This is a genomic window from Perspicuibacillus lycopersici (genome assembly GCF_025660475.1).
In the GTDB taxonomy this organism is placed as follows: Bacteria; Bacillota; Bacilli; order Bacillales; family Caldibacillaceae; genus Perspicuibacillus; species Perspicuibacillus lycopersici.
On the sequence record NZ_JAOUSF010000002.1, the window covers coordinates 133,923 to 152,897 of the forward strand.

Here is an 18,975-nt window from a genome sequence, read left to right on the forward strand (position 1 = left end):
TTTACTTGATAAAATTGATTTCCGCAATAGGTGGCGCTTTCCGTTAGCCCGGCTAGACCTCACTGCATTCCTCCGGGGTCTTTTAGCACGGGCTATTCCCGCAGGAGTTGCTTCTTCACTCCAATCAACTTTCAAAAGTATTCAATTCTTATTTTGGTATAAGAAACCTTTTCAAAAAATTACTTATGTCCCATCCTCACTTCCTTTATAAAATTCTTTCGGAATTGGTCCAAATATTCTTCTATGATAAAGAAGTGGTTCCTTATCAAAATTTTGAATAGAAAGCACCTCTCCGATAATAATCGTATGGTCTCCCGCTTCAATTGTTCGATACGTTCTACATTGTAGGACACTAGCTGTTCCTGTCAGAATCGGCAATGGAATATTGGAAAACTCCCATGTACAATGTTTAAAACGGTCAATGCCCTTTGTCGCAAATAATATACAAATATCCCGTTGGTCCTCTGCCAATATATGAATGGCAAAATGCCCTGTTTTCATAAATTCTGGATAGGAAGACACTGATTTATCAATTGACCAAAGAATCAATAATGGATCTATTGACACCGATGCAATAGAATTTACGGTTAATCCAAGAGGAATTCCCGTTTCCGTTACAGTAGTCACAATCGTAACTCCCGTCGGATAATTCCCCATCACTTCCTTAAACAGGAACTCCTTTTTCTCATTATTCAACTGAATAACCGCCCACCTTCCATTGTTTTTAACTTTCAAAGGAAATTATTTAAACTAAACCGATTGGAACATTATATTCTTTTTTTAAATAATTCATGATTACTAAATTTCCTCGGAAAAATAGAAAAAGAATTGTGCAAGCTGATAATAAATTTCTTTTTATATACATACCCTAGTACGGTATATTATTTTATTGAAACCTTTTAAGGGAGAGGTGTCTATGAGGAAGAAATTCTATTTCATTATTTTCGGACTACTAGCTATTTTCTTATTGTCTGCATGTACGGACGATGCAAGTCCAACAGATACAAATAATCATGAACATATGCATCATTCGAGTTCAGGTGAAGTGCCAGAGGGATTAAAAAAGGAGGAAAATCCAACTTATCCTGTTGGAACGAAGGCTATTATCCAAGCTAATCATATGGAGGGAATGAAAGGTGCCGTTTCTATAATCGTTGGCGCCTATCGGACAACGGTCTATACCGTATCCTATACTCCAACAACCGGTGGAGAAAAAGTAAAAAATCATAAATGGGTCATTCATGAAGAAATCAAAGACACAAGAGAAAAACCTTATCATACTGGTGAAGTAGTTATTCTTGAAGCAGATCATATGGAAGGAATGAAAAATGCAACTGCTACTATTGAATCTGCAGAACAAACAACCGTATACATGGTTGATTTCCCACTAACTACCTCTGGAGACGAAGTGAAAAATCATAAATGGGTGACGGAAAACGAGCTTTCACCATTACATTAATAGTAAATAAAAAAATATCCCACGATTTCTGCAAATAGCCTATCGGTGGGATATATTTTTTGTTCCATCGTTTCTTAATTAACACGTTGCAAAAATAATTTTGTCCGTTCATTTTTCGGATGATCAAATAATTCGTTAGGTTTCCCAGTTTCTAGTATTTCTCCTTTGTCCATAAACACAACCTTATTGGCAACCTCTTTCGCAAACCCCATTTCATGTGTGACCACAATCATCGTCATTTGCTCCTCTGCTAAATCCTTCATTACTTGAAGAACTTCTCCGGTTAATTCCGGATCTAGTGCGGAAGTTGGCTCATCAAAAAGTAATATTTCTGGTTCCATCATTAGCGCTCTCGCAATCGCCACTCGCTGTTTTTGCCCACCAGATAATTTAGCAGGATAGGCGGATGCACGATTTTCCAGCCCTACTTTTGCTAAAAGCTCCCTGCTTCGCTTTTCCAAGACCATAGATAATTCCTTCTTCACCATTTTCGGAGCAATTTCCAAATTTTCCTTCACAGTTAAATGAGGAAATAAATTAAAATGCTGAAAAACCATGCCCATTTTTGCCGTTATTTTCTTTATTTCAGGAGGCTTTGCATAAATTCCTTCATTTACTAAATAGTCACCAGCAATCGAAATACTTCCGCCATCGATGTTTTCTAAATGGACAAGGCTTCGAAGTAATGTGCTTTTTCCAGACCCAGAAGGTCCGATCATCGCAACTACATCATTTTTATTAACCCCAAAACTAATTTGTTTTAATACGTCGATATCTCCATAAGCTTTTTTAAGCTTAGCAACCTCGATTAATGACACTCCAATCACTCTTTCTTATTCAAATTTCATTCGTTTTTCTAGTTTTTTCAGTACTATTGTTAAAATGAATGTAATGATTAAATAAATGAGACCTGCAAAGAAATAAGGTACGATGCTGAAGTCACGATTTACCGCTGTTTGTGCAAAATGCAATAATTCCGGGACGGCAACAGCATATAGCAGAGACGTATCCTTTACTAATGTAATCGACTCATTCGATACCGCAGGAAGTGCGACACGGAACATTTGCGGAAGAATAATGCGTGAAAATGATTGCCACTTATTCATTCCAAGTACTTGTGCTGCTTCATATTGTCCCTTATCAATCGCTAAAAGTCCACCGCGGAAAATTTCAGCAAAATAAGCAGCATAATTTAAAACAAATCCGATGCATGCAGCCATAAAACGTGGAAGCACTAAAAATTCTCCAATGCCCGGTAGCATTGGCAGTCCAAAACAAATGACTAATAATTGTAGTAATAGTGGCGTCCCTCTTACGACAAATATATAGGCTTGTGCAATCCAAGCTAGTGGCTTAATACTGCTTCTTACCGCTAATGTTAAAAGAAAACCTAATGGTATGGAAAAAACAATGACAATGAAAAATAACAGTATTGTCACTTGTGCTCCTTCCAACATCGGTCGAAGTATTGTATTCATATAGTCAATTGACATATATTAAGTTCCTCCCAAACAAATCTAAATGAACTTTCGTAGCATTCTAATTATTCCTTGAAAACAACATAAGAGGATGACTCAATTGGGTTTGACCCGTTAGCTTTGAGACATCCTCAGGTTCTACTTTTTATTTCTTACTAGTATCGCCATTATTGTTTAATTTAGTACTTTATCGGTTCCGAACCATTTTTCTGAAATATCGGCAGCTGTTCCGTCCTCTACCATTTCATCCATTGCTTTTTGCACCTTTTCTAATAATGCTTCATTCTTTTTGCTAACACCAACTGCATACTCCTCAGGCGCTAATGATTCATCCACTACTTGGTAGGTGCCTTTTTCTTGCGCCATATAATAGTCGATAACTACTTCATCAATTACAACTGCATCAACACGTCCATTTTTTAAATCGGTTAATGCTAATACATTATCCTTGTACTCTGTAATTTCAACCTCAGAACTAATTGGATTACTATTTAATGCATCACTTGCAGAGGAAAGTCCCTGTAGTCCAACTTTTTTTCCAGCTAAATCGGATAGATTTGTAATATTCGAGTCTGCTAATGTAACAATTACTTGTGCATTTGCTAAATATGGCTTAGTAAATAGTACCTTTTCTTTTCTTTCATCTGTAATGGTATAGCCGTTCCAAATAAGATCAATACGGCCACTATTTAATTCAGTTTCCTTTGTTGACCAATCAATTGGTTGAAACTCGACCTCTACTCCCATTTTTTCTGCAGCAGCTTTCGCAAGGTCGATATCAAATCCAACAATTTCATTGCTTTCATCGCGGAATCCCATTGGTGCAAATGTATCATCAATTCCAATGACAATCTTATCTTCCGCTTGTCCAGAATTAGAGCATGCTGCTAAGAACGATAGCATAAGTACAAATAAAATCATTGCTGTTAAACGTTTCATGTAGAATTCCACCTATCTAATTATATTATTTTTGTTTTTTTGTTTTTTTGGCTTGTCGCTTTAGTTTGCTAATGAATTAAATTGTTAAATTAGTAAACTTATAGTAGCATGATTTCATTATTGTGTCAATTGTGTTTTTTAATTTATTATCACGTTATCACAGTAAAGTGTTTTTTGGTGTAGTTGGTTTTTGGAGTTTATAAACGTACACAAGCATGTTCTAGAGGCGTAATAATTTTTTGGATGGTCGATATTGGGAATTTTCATTTGTTATGTAAGATTGCTAGACTTCGGTGTAATCATCTTTGGCAGATGGATATTGCTTAGCATTATTGTTAGTATTTCGGATAGTATTCCTTTTCAAGCGAATTTTGGGGATTTTTTTGGGGGTTACTTTCCTTTTGATTCTAGCCTTCTAACGGATTTCGGCACTGTTTTGGGCTTACTTTCCTTTTGATAATACCTCTCTAACCGATATGGGCTTTGTTTTGGGCTTACTTTCCTTTTGATTCAATCTATCTAACGGATTTTTGAACCTGTTTTGGCTCACTTTCCTCTTGATAATACCTCTCTAACGGATTTTTCAGCCTATTTGGGCTCACTTTTCTTTTGATTCAATCTCTCTAACGGATTTTTGAACCTGTTTTGGCTCACTTTCCTCTTGATAATACCCCTCTATCGGATTTTTCAGCCTATTTGGGCTCACTTTCCTTTTAATAAGACCTCTCTAACGGATTTCTGCTTTGTTTTGGGCTCACTTTCCTTTTAATAAGACCTCTCTAACGGATTTCTGCTTTGTTTTGGGCTCACTTTCCTTTTGATTCAATCTCTCTAACAGATTTTTGAACCTGTTTTGGCTCACTTTCCTCTTGATAATACCTCTCTATCGGATTTTTCAGCCTATTTGGTTTCACTTTCCTTTTGATTCAATCTCTCTAACGGATTTTTGAACCTGTTTTGGCTCACTTTCCTCTTGATAATACCCCTCTATCGGATTTTTCAGCCTATTTGGTTTCACTTTCCTTTTGATAATACCTCTCTAACCGATTTGGGCTTTATTTTTGGCTCACTTTCCTCTTGATAAAATCTCTCTAACGCATTTTTCAGCCTGTTTTAGCTCACTTTCCTTTTCATAAAACCTCTCTATCGGATTTTTGAACCTGTTTTGGCTCACTTTCCTTTTCATACAATCTCTCCTAATCTCGGATTCATGCCCTATGAAAAGCATGAATCCTCTGTCTCCCATCCAATCCATAAAAGCTAAAATTATATAATCGGATAATAATGTTCATATACTGGGTTTGTGTAAAATGGTGGTCTTGGTCCTATCTTTGGCACAAATAGTAAATTTTTGTTTTCATCATAAAGCATTTGCTCTTTTTCATTCGAATGATTGATTAATAATAATTTTACTTCTGGGCTGTAGTAGTATTGCATTCCAATTCCTCCTAAATGTTCTTTCCTCTTTTTATCGTATTCATTTCCTTGATAAGCGGAGCTTGTTCTTTTTTATCCCGTTATATCCAAGCACGATAGTTGCCTAACTGACATAATGTATGTAGCAAACGTACTGATATAGGAGGTTTCTATAGAAATGTCAAATCATAATGACAACTATCCAATGTATCCTAATTACGGAAAAATTACTCAGTTTGAAGAGGTTGCAATTACGGTTCCAGAGCAAAGACAATATCGCCAGCCTGGCGTCGAGGGGATAATGGTACCTAGACCAATTATTGAAAATCCAAATTATATAGGAAGTGGGAAGCTAAAAGGAAAAGTAGCATTGATTACTGGTGGGGACAGTGGTATGGGAGCTGCTGCGGCCATTGCATTTGCTAAAGAAGGGGCAGATGTTGCAATTTCTTATTTTGACGAGCACGAGGATGCAAATCGAACAAAAAAACGTATTGAAGAATTAGGTCAACGCTGTTTACTATTACCTGGTGATCTTCGAGAAAAACAACATTGCAGTGAAATTGTCGATAAAACAATCGACGCATTTGGAACACTTCATATATTATGTAATCACGTCGGTATCCAATTCCAGCAGTTAAGCTTACTCGACATTACGGATGAACAGTTTGATGATACGTTTAAGGTGAATATCTACTCTCATTTCTATACTACGAGAAGAGCATTAAAATACTTAAAAGCAGGTAGTTCAATCATTAATACTACTTCTGTTGTTGCCTTTGAAGGAAATGATCAATTGATTGATTATACCGCCACTAAAGCAGCAAACCTTGGATTCACACGTGCACTCGCAAGAAATTTAGTAAAAAAAGGAATTCGAGTAAATGCCATTGCTCCTGGTAAAATATGGACGCCACTAATCCCTTCTAGTTTTTCTGCTGATCAAGTCACCATTGCGGGAAATCCAATGGATCGCCAAGGACAGCCATTCGAGGTTGCCCCTGCATTCGTCTATTTAGCTTCTGATGATTCGCGTTTTGTTACAGGACAAACGATTCATGTTAATGGCGGGCAAGTGTTTGCATAACCGTCCAATAATATTGTACCTAGTCTAAAAATACCTGCTGTTGTTTCACTTTCCGCCATTGTACGGTTCTATTCATGTCCAAATGGCGAATTAAGGAAAGAAAATTCATGAAAAATAATTTTATACAATGATAGTTCCCTGCTGGCGAGAAATCACCAGCTTTTTTTATTTTCTCCCTTTTCTCCTTTCCTTTTGTAAAAATTACTACATCAAGCTTCTTCACTATTTTTTCATACCAAGGAGTACATGCTATACTAACAGAGAGATTACTAAACCTGCTAGTAGCTATCTATCTTATATCATTTTCACCACTGGAGGTTTATTCATTGGAGCTACGACAATTAATATATTTTCTTGAGGCAGCAAAGTATAAAAATTTTACGAAAGCATCGGAATCGCTTCACATTTCACAGCCAGCACTTAGTAAAATGATTAAAAGTCTTGAAGAGGAACTTGGTATTACACTTATCAACCGTTCCAATAAAACGAGTGAAGTAACGGATGGCGGATTAATTGTCCTGGAATATGCCGAACGAATCCTTTCCTTAGTAGAAGAAATGCAAACAACATTAGAGGATTTAACGAGTTTAAAAAGAGGGTCGATTAGTATTGGAATTCCGCCAATTATTGGAAGTCTATACTTTCCTAAAGTAATGGCTGAATTTCATAAAGAATATCCGAATATCTCGATTAATATTACCGAATATGGTGGAGCAAAGGTTGTTAAATCGGTGGAAAAGGGAGAATTTGAGGTCGGTGTAGCTGTTCTTCCAGTCGATGAAGAAGTGTTTCATGTCTATCCAATCGTGGAAGATGAAATGAAGCTACTTATAAATATTAATCATCCACTTGCAAAACGAGACCGAATACATTTAAAAGAGTTAAAGAATGAAGAATTTATCTTTTACCACGAGGATTTTGCACTTCACGATATAATGTGGAAAAAATTTATCCAAGAAGGCTTTGAGCCAAAAATATTGTTCAAAAGTTCCCAATGGGATTTAATGTCCGAAATGGTTGGCGCAAATCTCGGAATTACGATACTGCCAGAATCAATTTGTGAACGAGTGGAAAATAAACATGTTAAAATCATTAGCCTTGAACCAGTCACTCCATGGAATTTAGGTGTGATTACGAAAAAAGACAAATACATTTCCTATGCAACAAAACGCTTTATTGAGTTTTTCACGGACTAATCATTATAACTTTTTGTTATTACATCTATAGCATTTATGTATTTTACGAATAACCAAAAGCGTAGTAGTATTTCATTTATAGTTTTACTAACAAGGAGCTATACTTTGCTCCTTCCTTAGAATAGGAAGGGATATAAATGAAATTAATTACTACTATTTTACAAATATTATTGATACATTTATTCTTTTTTATCGGTGTTGGTATTAAAAGCTATGTACCGATTCCGATTCCTGCTTCCATGATTGGTTTACTCGTTCTTTTACTCGCACTTTTTTTAAAGCTTGTGAAAATAGAATGGATCGAAAAGGGTGGAAACTGGTTACTAGCAGAATTGCTTTTATTCTTTATTCCATCCGCAGTAGGTATTGTCGATTATGAAGAGATTCTTGGGATGAAAGGAATGGAAATGATTTTATTAATTGGAATAAGCACGTTTATTGTTTTAGGTACTACTGCTTTTATTGCCGATTCCATACAAAAACATAAAGGAAGTGCTACTAAATGAATCTTATCATTTTCACTATCCTGACCTTTCTTATTTATCGATTCACAAAAAAGGCAAATAAAAAATGGAACTTTCCGCTCCTACATCCGTTATTAATTAGCCCCATGTTAATCATTATTTTAATAAAGTCACTAAATATCTCAACCGACACATATGCACATGCGTCGAAATTACTGACTTTTATGTTAGGACCGGCAACCGTTGCGTTCGCTATTCCTATTTATAAACATTTTCATTTAGTAAAAAAATATATTGCAAATATTATTGTAAGCGTAACGGCTGGAACTTTAGTCGCTATCTTTTCCTCGTTTGCACTTGCCATGGTGCTCGGATTAAATGCCGATTATATCATTAGTGTGCTTCCACGTTCCATTACGACCCCCATTGCAATTGAAGTATCAAAGGAAATCGGTGGATTGCCTACATTAACAACGATTTTTGTCATTATTACGGGAATTATTGGCGGAATTATTGGCCCATATGAGATTAAATGGCTATCGATTAAGTCCCCGATAGCTCGAGGTTTAGCGCTTGGAATGAGTGCACATGGGGTTGGAACATCAAAAGCAATGGAATATGGGGAGCAAGAAGCAACCTTTTCTACCCTTGCAATGATTTTTGCCGCATGGATTACACTTGCTTGGGCAAGCTTGCTCATTCCAGCACTAATGAATATATTCCATCTTCATTAAGGAGTCTGACCAATGCTGAAGCTTTCAATGGATTCAGCAACGATCAGGTTCCTTTTTTTTCATGATTTACTTTCCTTCATCATTCCATCAAAACAATAATTCTTTCCAAATCGAGCTACTCTATTATTCTTTCCTTCCAGCAATTTCCTCCACTAATGGGTTTAACCAGTTATGTAAATTTGTAAAATGGAACCCCTTTTCAGTCGCCTTGTCGTTTGACATATACCAAGACTGGGAAATCGCATATGGGGAATAGATATCATCGGGTCCTTCAAATACAATTTTTGCTGATTTTCCAGTAGCACTTTCCACTAAATGCATTAATTCAGCTAGCGATATTTTTCCATTTGCCGTTGCATTAAACGGACCCTCTACTGCTGTCATCCCCACCCATTTTAAAAATTGGGCAGCTTCGGTTGCATGGATAAATGACATTTCTGCTTCCATATTAACAAATTTGATTGGCTCTTCATTTGCCGTTCGCTCAATGTGAAAATGCAACCGGCGCGTATAATCATCTGTCCCCATTACAATGGGAAACCGGACTGCTACAACAGGGAAGTTCCCTCGTTGAAAGAAAACTGCCTCAGCTTGTCGTTTACCTTCTCCATAGGAAAAGTCAGTGCTGTTCCCCATCCGTATCTCATAATGATATGGATCAAAATCCGTCTCTAATTTTACTTTTCCATCGGAATTATAAGTTGAAAGTGTGGAAGTGCACACAAGCTTCCCTATTTTATCGTTAAATAGTTCGCAAAAGGCAGAAGCTTCATTAGGTGAATAGCAAATATTATCATAGACGATATCAAAGAATCGACCTTCTACTAATTTAGCAAGCGCAGTCTTATCTGTACGATCTGCAATTAAATGTTCGACTTTTTTACCGAATGGATTTCCTAGCTTACCTCTCGTAATAATTGTCACATGATGACCATCTTCCAATAACGTTTCCACTAATTTCCTTCCAAAAAATCGTGTGCCGCCGAGTACTAATATATTTTTCATTTGAGCTTCCCCTTTATAAAATTTTTAAAAAAATATTTATTTTTTAACATTTCTATTATAATGCTTATTCCCTCATGTGAACTACCATTCTAATGAAAAATATTTTATTGACGCACATGAATGAAAGCGTATACACTTAAAGTTGACATTTTTCATTACTAAAAATTCTAAATAATATAGGGTTTGAGAAAGGGAGGGTATGTGATGGACTTTGACGTTATTGTCGTAGGTGCTGGTTTAGCTGGGCTAGTGTCAACTGCTGAAATTGCGGATACGGGCAAAAAAGTACTACTCTTGGATCAAGAGCCAGAAGTGGCATTCGGAGGGCAAGCATGGTGGTCCTTTGGCGGACTGTTTCTCGTCAACTCACCGGAGCAACGACGGCTAGGAATAAAAGACTCTAAAGAGCTTGCATGGCAGGATTGGTTAGGGACCGCGGGTTTTGACCGATTGGATGACGAAGACTATTGGGGACTAAAGTGGGCGGAAGCATATGTTGATTTTGCTGCAGGGGAAAAACGCGCCTGGTTGCATAGCATGGGAGTTCGCTTTTTTCCAGTTGTTGGTTGGGCTGAGCGTGGAGGATATCTTGCCGATGGCCATGGGAACTCGGTTCCTCGATTTCATATTGTTTGGGGAACAGGTCCTGGTATTGTTGCCCCTTTTGAACGAAGAGTAAGGGAACATATGAAGGCAGGATTGGTAAATTTTTTACCAAGACACCGAGTGGAAAACCTCATAAAAACTAACGGGGTAATTACTGGGGTAGAAGGTTCCAATCTAATTCCAAGTACGATTGAAAGGGGAATGGAAAGCAGCAGGGAAATCATTGGCACATTTAACTATCAAGCACAGGCAGTATTAATCACTAGTGGTGGTATTGGCGGTAATCACGATTTAGTTCGGAAAAATTGGCCATCCCGTCTCGGTAAACCTCCAAAGCATATGCTCTCCGGTGTACCTGCCCATGTTGACGGGAAATTACTTGGAATAACAGAAGCAGCGGGCGGACGAATGGTAAATCGCGACCGAATGTGGCATTACACAGAAGGAATTAAAAATTGGAATCCAATATGGTCCAATCATGGCATCCGAATTTTACCTGGACCCTCGTCTATATGGTTAGATGCATTGGGACAGCGCTTTCCAGCACCTAATTTTCCTGGTTTTGATACGTTAGGCACATTAGCCGCCATTCAAAAAACAGGGTATGATTATTCCTGGTTTATCCTAACACATGCAATGATTGAAAAGGAATTTGCACTTTCTGGTTCGGAACAAAACCCTGATCTTACTGGGAAGAGCATAAAAAAGGTGTTAGGAAGAGCACTTTCTGGTGTTCCAGCACCTGTTCAAGCATTTATGGATAATGGAGAGGATTTTATTATAGCCGACAATTTAGCAGATCTTGTTGATGGCATGAATAAATTAACTAAAGAACCTTTACTTCATTTGCAAACTATTGAACGACAAATTAAAGCAAGGGATCGCGAAATGGAGAATACATTTACGAAGGATCTACAGATTACTGCTATCCGTGGCGCTCGTCACTATATTGGTGATAAATTAATCCGTGTCGCCTCCCCACATAAAGTATTGGACCCGAAAAATGGACCTCTTATTGCGGTTCGTTTACATATAGTTAGTCGAAAAACTTTAGGTGGCCTGCAAACCAATCTAAACGGACAAGTACTCAATGGTAATGGTGAACCAATTCCTGGTTTATTTGCTGCAGGAGAAGCCTCTGGATTTGGAGGCGGAGGTGTTCATGGATATCGGGCGTTAGAAGGAACCTTTCTTGGCGGCTGTTTATTTACTGGACGTGTAGCTGGGAGAGCGATAGCTAATAGTTTAATCTAGTTAACTATTTTTTTGTATTTCCATGAAACAACAGTTTTTGATATTTGAATTTTTATAGCCAAATAATTATTAAGGGGTAATTGAAATGAAACAAGCAGATTCTATTCGTAATAGTATAAAAACTAATTCAATTAAAGATAAGGAAGCACAACTTGTTGTTGATGGAGTACGTCACCACGGGAGATTCAAAGCAAGACCACATATCGTCGACCCGCTCGATGCTTCGTCTAGAATTCCAAGAGCTTTACGCAGGCTTCGCCTAAAGGAGTGGGTCGGATTCACTCTTCTTCATCCGGAGCTATCCTCCTCAATGATTCTGCAGGAGGCACATTATCTTGCTAGCTCAGAAATTTATGTACGCGACCGATACGGTATGGTAGAGCATAGTCGCAATGTTAGAGGTGGTTCATTACACTTATCTCCTAAGCTATTTCCAAGTACGCAGACTATTGACTGTAAAGGCTATCAAATTAGTTACAAATGGTCAGACAAACCAGAGGGACAACATCGAATCCAGGTATCTGTCAAATCCACTGTAGACCAAGAAGCAATTATTATGGATCTTGAGCTCAACGGGGCAAGGTCTACTGTACCATTGTCGGTTAGCTCCCCACTGCCAGGAGGAGCAATGTACACGCATAAAGTAGCATACCCAGCGTCTGGTAAAGTAACTGTCGGAAGTCGTAGCTACACATTTGATCCTTCCCGCGATCTAGTAGTGCTTGACGAGCATCGAACCTTCCTTCCCTACCGGACAACTTGGTTGTGGGGTACATTTGCTGTCCTAACACAAGAGGGGATAATCGGTGCGAATTTTGCCAACCGACCAGTAGTACCTGAAACTGATGAGGAATCCTGTTTATGGACACCTGGAGCTTGTGAACCTCTTGCAAATATCACGTTCACACAAATTTCCGAGGATCCCCTTTCTCCATGGCGAATCACCTCTGCCGATGGACGTTTAGACGTTACTTTCACTCCTGAGGATCGTAAAGGTGTTAAGCATCAGCTCGTTGTTGCATCCATTGACTATTGGCAGCTTGTTGGTACTTATACCGGAAATGTCTCTGGAAGAAAAGTGAATAATGTCCGCGGTGTTTGCGAATCGATGCGCGCAAGACTTTGAGCTAATTCTAATTTGGAAACATGACAAGTAATAATAACAAGCCTCCTTACTTTTTGCCTTATATTAGAATAAGAGTAAGCACATTAAATAAGAGAGCTAGAAGGCGATAACTAAAACCCTACTAGCTCTCTTCATTTATTCCTATTATTGAGCAATCTTTTTAATAATTTTCCTAATTAAAAATATATATTAAGCTAGTATCTACTGCTGTACAATATTCTTCTTTTTTAATAGGAGATTCAATTTTTCCGAACTAACTAGCATTGCTGCTACAAAAAACACGATACAAATTGGGAAAATACCAATGGTTGTGTAGGATGCGAAAAAGCCAAGTAGCGGTGGTAGGAATGTACTCCCTGTATAGGCCACAGCCATTTGAAAGCCCATTATTTTCTGAGACTGTTCCTTGCCAAAACGTTCTGGTGTTTCATGCAACATACATGGGAAAATTGGCGCTAGCCCTAATCCGATAATGATAAATCCTGCAAGCGAGAAAACAGATGGCAATGGCAGAATTAACAGGATAGAACCAGCGAATGCAATGGTTTGTCCCATCCGAATTAGTGTACGGTTGGTCATTTTAAACGTAATGAAGCCGGTTATAAATCTACCAATCGTTATTCCTGCATAATAAAAAGATACCCATTGTGCTGCTACCGCTGCTGATAATTCCCTCATATTTACTAGAAAACTACTTCCCCAAAGCCCTACGGTGGATTCTACTCCACAATAAAATAAGAAAGATAGTAATGCGAAATTAACTCCTTTTATTTGCAATGGTTTTATATGCTTAACCGTTTCTTGATTAACTGGTTCACTTGATGCATCTAATTCTTTCGTTAAATTGTTGTTATTATTGTTTTCCCCTTTCCATAAAGGCAAAGACAATAATAAAATAAGCACTAATACAAATTGAATAATCGAAATGGTAAGATACCCATTTCTCCAAGAATTCCCTCCGGAAATATACTGTGCCATGATAATTGGACCTAGAGTAGCTCCAATTCCCCAAAAGCAGTGTAACCAACTCATATGATGCGCCTTATAATGGGTCGCAACATAATTATTTAATCCTGTATCTACAGCTCCAGCACCTAATCCGAGTGGAATCGCTAATAATACTATCCAAAGCAGGGATGGTGCAAAATGGAAGCCTAATAATGCAGCAGCAGTCATAAAGCTACTAATTAATGTAAGATTACCAGTCCCAATTCGTTTCAGTAACGTTCCGCTAACTAAACTCGACACAATGGTACATCCTGCAATGGTCATCGAAAGCAATCCAGCTATTTCTAATGGAGCATGGAAACTTGATTGCATCACTGGCCACGAAGCCCCAAGCAATGAATCTGGTAACCCTAAGCTAATAAACGCTAAATAAATAATGATTAATAATAGTGTTGTCATTGTTAGACTCTCCCGTATTCTCTATTTCTTGTCTTTTTATATTTGACGGATCATAAGTTCTAGTCCAAGACTCTGTAATCCATTTAAATAATCCTGTTTCCATTCACTCAAATGAAGCTCCGGAAGATGTGCGCTAGGAACATATTTTGCACTCGTAATAGCCATTTGATCTAAAATTACCTGATCCACCTCATCTTTACAGAAAATAATCGTATGCGGATTAATAATCGATACGAAAGTTGCTATTAATCTACTAATCGCATCAATCTCATATTGCTCCCGAATGGTTATTTTTTTCGATTCCCTTCCGTTTTCTAGCGCTTCTTGAAAATTTTTGTCATTATATTGCGGAATGAAGGAAACTTCTCCTGAAAAGGATGTACTTCCACGTACTACTTCCCCATTTATTAATATCCCTGCACCTGGACCATTTTGACCAGCATATATGTATACTAATGATTGATTATCTGTTGTCCTACTATTTTTCTGATACCCAAGAACAGCTGCATTCATATCGTTCTCTACAATGACTGGGATAGAAAATCGATCCTCGATAATCCCTTTTAAATTTAAATTTTGAAATTGCTCATATCCAGGGATGTAAATAATTTTCCCCTTATCTACAGACCCTGGGACACCAATTGCGACCGATCCAATCGTTGGGTATTTTTCCACGATGCTCTCTATACACTCTGTTAATAACTGGATATCGCCATTTATTAATACACTCGGTCCATTTCCTTGTTCTTTTACTTCTCCCTTACAATTAAAAATAGCATAATTCGTTTCGGTTCTTTCCAAAAAAATCGCCAAGCCAAGCATGTATTCCGGATTATATGAATATCTTTTCGCCCTTCTCCCCCCAGTTGACTTATCTAAACCTGTTAATAAAACCTCCCCTTCCTTTTCCATCTGTGCAAGGAACTTACTTATTGTCGGAAGACTTATTGTTAATCTCTGGCTAAGTTCCAGCTTTGTAGCACTTCCAAGTTCTAATAGTGTTGTCCGAATCCCACAGAAAATAATATTTTTCATAGATTTCGGCGTTGCTATTAATTCGCTCAAAGGAATCACCACCTGAAAATCTTTTTAAATTACTTTTTAAAGTTATTAAATAAGTTCCGATGCTAATATAACATTTTTATTTTTTGAATACAACGGAAATTGGAATGGTTTTCAATATTGTCTACTATACATTAAATTTAATAAAAATTATTCAAAACCTACATTTTTATAGCCTTTTTTCATACACTTCCTTTAGAGGTGATAAAATGTGGGTAGAGTAAAATACACAGATAGTGATGTTGCCTTAATGGCAAGGATGATGCGAGCAGAGGCTGAAGGGGAAGGACGCCAAGGCATGCTAATGGTAGGAAATGTAATCGTCAATCGGCTAAAAGCCAATTGTGGAGATTTTGAAGGGCTACGATCGATTTCACAAGTAATTTTTCAAGTACAAGGTGGAAATTATTCTTTTGAAGCAGTACAAAAAGGAAATGTCTTTTACCAAGGGGCAAGAGCTGCGGAGAAAAGATTAGCGAAACAAGCATTAGATTACTGGAGAGAGCATCCATCCAAATATGCACTATGGTACTTTAATCCATACGCTCCCTGTCCGCCAACATGGTATGATCAACCATTGGCAGGACAATTTAAGCAACATTGTTATTATGAACCACAAGCAAATACATGCGAAGGTGCCTATGTTTGGTAACGTTGTCGTTTTGTAGACAAAATACTGTAATCTAGATGATTACCTTTAATTCTGATGTCCACAAACCAATTCGTTTGTGGAATATTTTTTTACAAAATCTTAAGTTTACATAATATCGATCTCGGCGTAATATATAGTGGTGAATGAATTTTTAGTAACAAGGAGTTGAATTTTTATGAGTAATCTTAACAACGATAACCCGTTACCCAGTCCCACCATGGAGAAAGTCATAAAGAACCTATTAATGAAAATGTTAAGTACTGCTAAAAGTTCAACTATACATTTTTGGTAGGACATTTTTGACTTTCTCTAACAAACGAGGAGGTTATAAAAATGTTGAAAATTTATTTATCTAATGGAGAGGGATACCTTCAAGAAAGAACAGAAATAACGAATGGTTGCTGGGTAAATTTAATTTCTCCAACGGAAAAAGAAATAACTGATTTAGCGAATAAATTACAGATTCCTATAGAGTTTTTAAAAGACCCTTTAGATGAAGAGGAACGCTCCAGAATAGAAAAAGATGATGAAAATGTGTTAATTATCGTTAATATTCCTTTAGTCTCATTGGATGAACAGAACAATACGATTTATGATACGATTCCATTAGGCATTATTTTTACCAATAACTGCTTTATTACAGTTTGTTTAAAAGATAACCCTATCTTTCATACTTTTATAGAGAACAAGCTTAAAAATTTCTTTACCTTCAAGAAAACTAGATTCGCTTTTCAAATATTATATTTAATGGCTACAACGTATTTAAAATATTTAAAGCAGATTAGTAAACATTCTGATGCAATAGAAAAGGAATTGCATCAATCCATGAAAAACAAAGAACTTTTTTCCTTATTGAATTTAGAAAAGAGCTTAGTATTTTTTAACACCTCTTTAAAGTCAAATAATTTTGTTCTACAGAAAATGTTAAGAGGACATTATTTGAAAATGTACGAGGATGATCAAGAATTATTAGAGGACGTCATTATTGAAAATCAGCAAGCAATGGAAATGGCGGATACCCATACAAATATTTTAAGCAGCATGATGGATGCCTTTGCATCCGTTATATCTAATAATGTTAATAATGTAATGAAGTTATTAACCTCTATCACCATTATCATGTCTATTCCGACAATGGTTGCTAGCTTCTATGGTATGAATGTTTCGATACCATTTCAAAATTATCCACATTCCTTTCTAATCGCAATTAGTCTTTCATTTGTTTTGTCTACCATAACCGCAATAATTTTTTGGAAAAAGAAATTCTTTTGACATACTACAATCGACCGATGTCCTATGTGACAATCGGTCTTTATTCAATATTCACGACGTTCGTAACACCTAGGTAATTGGATTATATTTTTTGCATATATTGGTTTTGATGTACTTCTAAAGTTTAAGGAGGTTGGAAGAATGTGAGTTATTGTGATCCTTTATTACCATTTTCACACCCACCATTAAAAAGTCGCCATGACCCAAATCGTGAGAAACCGATGGAGCAAAATCGTGATGAGTACAAAAGCGAAAACAGCATCCATACTAGCAAATACTCGAAAATTAATTTAACAAAGTTTGCAGATGAACTTCCAATCCCCGCTATTTTATCCCCTCTACAGAAAAATCGTAATTATACTTATTATGAAGTAAAAATGACCGAGTTTAAGCAATCGCTCCATAGTGAACTAAATGACACAACCGTTTGGGGATACGAAAATGGCTATCCTGGACCTACTATAGAGGTGGAGCAAGGAGAAAAAGTGTTTATTAAATGGATTAATGATCTTCCAGATAAACATCTTTTACCTGTTGATTATACGGTTCATGGTGCCCATCGAGACGTACCAGAAGTAAGAACAGTAGTCCATGTACATGGGGCATGTGTGGAATGGGAAAGTGATGGCTATCCAGAAGCATGGTTTACGAAAGGATATCTTCAAGTTGGTCGCTATTTTAGAAAGCCAGTATATCAATATGATAATGGAAATCGACCATCGACTTTATGGTATCATGACCATACCCTCGGTATTACTAGGCTAAATATTTATGCCGGCTTAGCAGGGTTTTATTTTATTAGAAATCAGCAGGAGCGACTACTGAATTTACCTTGTGAAAAATATGATATTCCACTTATGTTACAGGATAAGACATTTAATCCAGATGGTTCACTTTATTATCCGAGACAACCAGATAAACCAGTGTCAGAAATGGAGACCTCCATTGTTCCAGAGTTCATTGGGGAAACGATATTAGTAAATGGGAAAGTATGGCCATATTTAAAGGTAGAACCTCGTAAATATCGGTTTCGCCTATTAAATGCTGCGAACACAAGGTTCTTTCGGATAACATTGGATTCCGATCAACCGCTCTATCAAATCGCAACCGATGGAGGACTTATGGAACACCCGATAGGCGTGAAGGATATCCTGTTAGCACCAGCAGAGAGAGCTGAATGTATTTTTGATTTTTCCAATTTGTACGGAAAAAATATAATTATGAAGAATGGTGCACCTGCTCCATATCCAGGTGGAGAACCAGTCAATGAAAATACAAGTATCATTATGCAATTTAGAGTGATGCTTCCTTTAACTAGTATTGATACAAGTGTGATTCCGGCATATTTACAGCCTTATCCAAAATTAAAGGAACAAAGTGCTTCCAAAATACGATTTCTCACCTTAAACGATATGATGGACTCATTCGGTCGGGAATATATGCTTTTAAATAATAAATCCTGGGATGCCCCGATTACGGAAACACCAACATTAGGCTCCACCGAAATTTGGTATTTGATTAACTTAACAGACGATTCCCATCCTATTCACCTTCACTTAATTGATTTTCAATTATTAGATCGGAGAAATTTTGACGTAGAAAAATTTAATCAGGAGAAAATAATTCACTATACTGGAGCGGTTCAACCACCTGAACTACAGGAACAAGGCTGGAAGGATACCGTTTCTGCAAACCCAAAGCAGGTCACCAGAATCATCATGAAATTTCATTCCTATACTGGTTTATATGTATGGCATTGTCATATTTTAGAACATGAGGATTATGAAATGATGCGACCATATATCGTTATCCGATAGC

General features: G+C 37.1%; 18 protein-coding genes. 10 read left to right on the plus strand and 8 right to left on the minus strand.

The genetic code is table 11. From position 1 onward, the window contains the following. Positions 1-183: 183 nt before the first annotated feature. Positions 184-657 (minus strand): flavin reductase family protein, encoded by a 474-nt coding sequence (locus tag OEV98_RS04820; RefSeq protein WP_407676493.1) that lies wholly within the window; start codon positions 655-657, stop codon positions 184-186. A gap of 259 nt (positions 658-916) precedes the next feature. Here OEV98_RS04820 and OEV98_RS04825 point away from each other — a divergent pair, with 259 nt between their 5' ends. After that, entirely contained in the window at positions 917-1,459 is a 543-nt protein-coding gene (locus OEV98_RS04825) for a YdhK family protein (protein WP_263072082.1), read from the plus strand. Positions 1,460-1,533: 74 nt separating this feature from the next. Here OEV98_RS04825 and OEV98_RS04830 read toward each other — a convergent pair whose 3' ends face one another. The 4 genes from OEV98_RS04830 to OEV98_RS04845 all read right to left on the minus strand — a co-directional run bounded on the left by OEV98_RS04830 (position 1,534) and on the right by OEV98_RS04845 (position 5,313). Further along, entirely contained in the window at positions 1,534-2,277 is a 744-nt protein-coding gene (locus OEV98_RS04830; protein WP_263072083.1) for an amino acid ABC transporter ATP-binding protein, read from the minus strand. 15 nt (positions 2,278-2,292) lie between these two features. After that, the gene (locus tag OEV98_RS04835; protein ID WP_263072084.1) at positions 2,293-2,952 is read right to left on the minus strand and encodes an amino acid ABC transporter permease; all 660 of its coding nucleotides are present in this window, start codon (positions 2,950-2,952) and stop codon (positions 2,293-2,295) included. 159 nt (positions 2,953-3,111) lie between these two features. After that, positions 3,112-3,876, minus strand: a complete 765-nt coding sequence (locus OEV98_RS04840) for an amino acid ABC transporter substrate-binding protein (protein WP_263072085.1) — start codon at positions 3,874-3,876, stop codon at positions 3,112-3,114. Between the two features lie 1,266 nt (positions 3,877-5,142). Next, positions 5,143-5,313, minus strand: a complete 171-nt coding sequence (locus tag OEV98_RS04845; RefSeq protein ID WP_263072086.1) for a hypothetical protein — start codon at positions 5,311-5,313, stop codon at positions 5,143-5,145. A gap of 157 nt (positions 5,314-5,470) precedes the next feature. Between OEV98_RS04845 and OEV98_RS04850 the strand changes: the two genes are divergently transcribed. The 4 genes from OEV98_RS04850 (at position 5,471) to OEV98_RS04865 (ending at position 8,773) form a co-directional block, all read left to right on the plus strand. Further along, positions 5,471-6,379, plus strand: a complete 909-nt coding sequence (locus OEV98_RS04850) for an SDR family oxidoreductase (RefSeq protein ID WP_263072087.1) — start codon at positions 5,471-5,473, stop codon at positions 6,377-6,379. A gap of 326 nt (positions 6,380-6,705) precedes the next feature. Beyond that, positions 6,706-7,575 (plus strand): LysR family transcriptional regulator, encoded by an 870-nt coding sequence (locus OEV98_RS04855; protein WP_263072088.1) that lies wholly within the window; start codon positions 6,706-6,708, stop codon positions 7,573-7,575. 137 nt (positions 7,576-7,712) lie between these two features. Next, positions 7,713-8,081 carry a CidA/LrgA family protein gene (locus tag OEV98_RS04860; protein ID WP_263072090.1) on the plus strand — a complete coding sequence of 123 codons (369 nt, stop codon included), beginning with the start codon at positions 7,713-7,715 and terminating at the stop codon, positions 8,079-8,081. After that, positions 8,078-8,773 carry an LrgB family protein gene (locus OEV98_RS04865; RefSeq protein ID WP_263072091.1) on the plus strand — a complete coding sequence of 232 codons (696 nt, stop codon included), beginning with the start codon at positions 8,078-8,080 and terminating at the stop codon, positions 8,771-8,773. The genes OEV98_RS04860 and OEV98_RS04865 overlap by 4 nt, the downstream gene beginning before the upstream one ends. A 123-nt stretch (positions 8,774-8,896) precedes the next feature. Here OEV98_RS04865 and OEV98_RS04870 read toward each other — a convergent pair whose 3' ends face one another. Next, positions 8,897-9,778 carry an NAD-dependent epimerase/dehydratase family protein gene (locus OEV98_RS04870; protein WP_263072092.1) on the minus strand — a complete coding sequence of 294 codons (882 nt, stop codon included), beginning with the start codon at positions 9,776-9,778 and terminating at the stop codon, positions 8,897-8,899. A 204-nt stretch (positions 9,779-9,982) separates the two neighbouring features. On the opposite strand from OEV98_RS04870, the gene OEV98_RS04875 reads away from it, so the two are divergent. Next, a complete protein-coding gene (locus OEV98_RS04875; RefSeq protein ID WP_263072093.1) occupies positions 9,983-11,638 on the plus strand; it encodes an FAD-binding dehydrogenase in 1,656 nt (551 codons plus the stop codon). 85 nt (positions 11,639-11,723) lie between these two features. Beyond that, entirely contained in the window at positions 11,724-12,764 is a 1,041-nt protein-coding gene (locus tag OEV98_RS04880; RefSeq protein ID WP_263072095.1) for a DUF2804 domain-containing protein, read from the plus strand. A gap of 201 nt (positions 12,765-12,965) precedes the next feature. Here the strand turns inward: OEV98_RS04880 and OEV98_RS04885 are convergent, their stop codons facing one another. Continuing rightward, positions 12,966-14,171 (minus strand): MFS transporter, encoded by a 1,206-nt coding sequence (locus tag OEV98_RS04885; protein WP_263072096.1) that lies wholly within the window; start codon positions 14,169-14,171, stop codon positions 12,966-12,968. 36 nt (positions 14,172-14,207) lie between these two features. Then, positions 14,208-15,236 carry an ROK family transcriptional regulator gene (locus OEV98_RS04890; RefSeq protein ID WP_263072097.1) on the minus strand — a complete coding sequence of 343 codons (1,029 nt, stop codon included), beginning with the start codon at positions 15,234-15,236 and terminating at the stop codon, positions 14,208-14,210. A gap of 208 nt (positions 15,237-15,444) precedes the next feature. On the opposite strand from OEV98_RS04890, the gene OEV98_RS04895 reads away from it, so the two are divergent. From OEV98_RS04895 to OEV98_RS04905, 3 genes are all read left to right on the plus strand, one after another. After that, a complete protein-coding gene (locus OEV98_RS04895; protein WP_263072098.1) occupies positions 15,445-15,885 on the plus strand; it encodes a cell wall hydrolase in 441 nt (146 codons plus the stop codon). 333 nt (positions 15,886-16,218) lie between these two features. Further along, entirely contained in the window at positions 16,219-17,157 is a 939-nt protein-coding gene (locus OEV98_RS04900; protein WP_263072099.1) for a magnesium transporter CorA family protein, read from the plus strand. Between the two features lie 284 nt (positions 17,158-17,441). After that, positions 17,442-18,974 (plus strand): multicopper oxidase family protein, encoded by a 1,533-nt coding sequence (locus tag OEV98_RS04905; RefSeq protein WP_263072706.1) that lies wholly within the window; start codon positions 17,442-17,444, stop codon positions 18,972-18,974. Position 18,975: the final 1 nt, after the last annotated feature.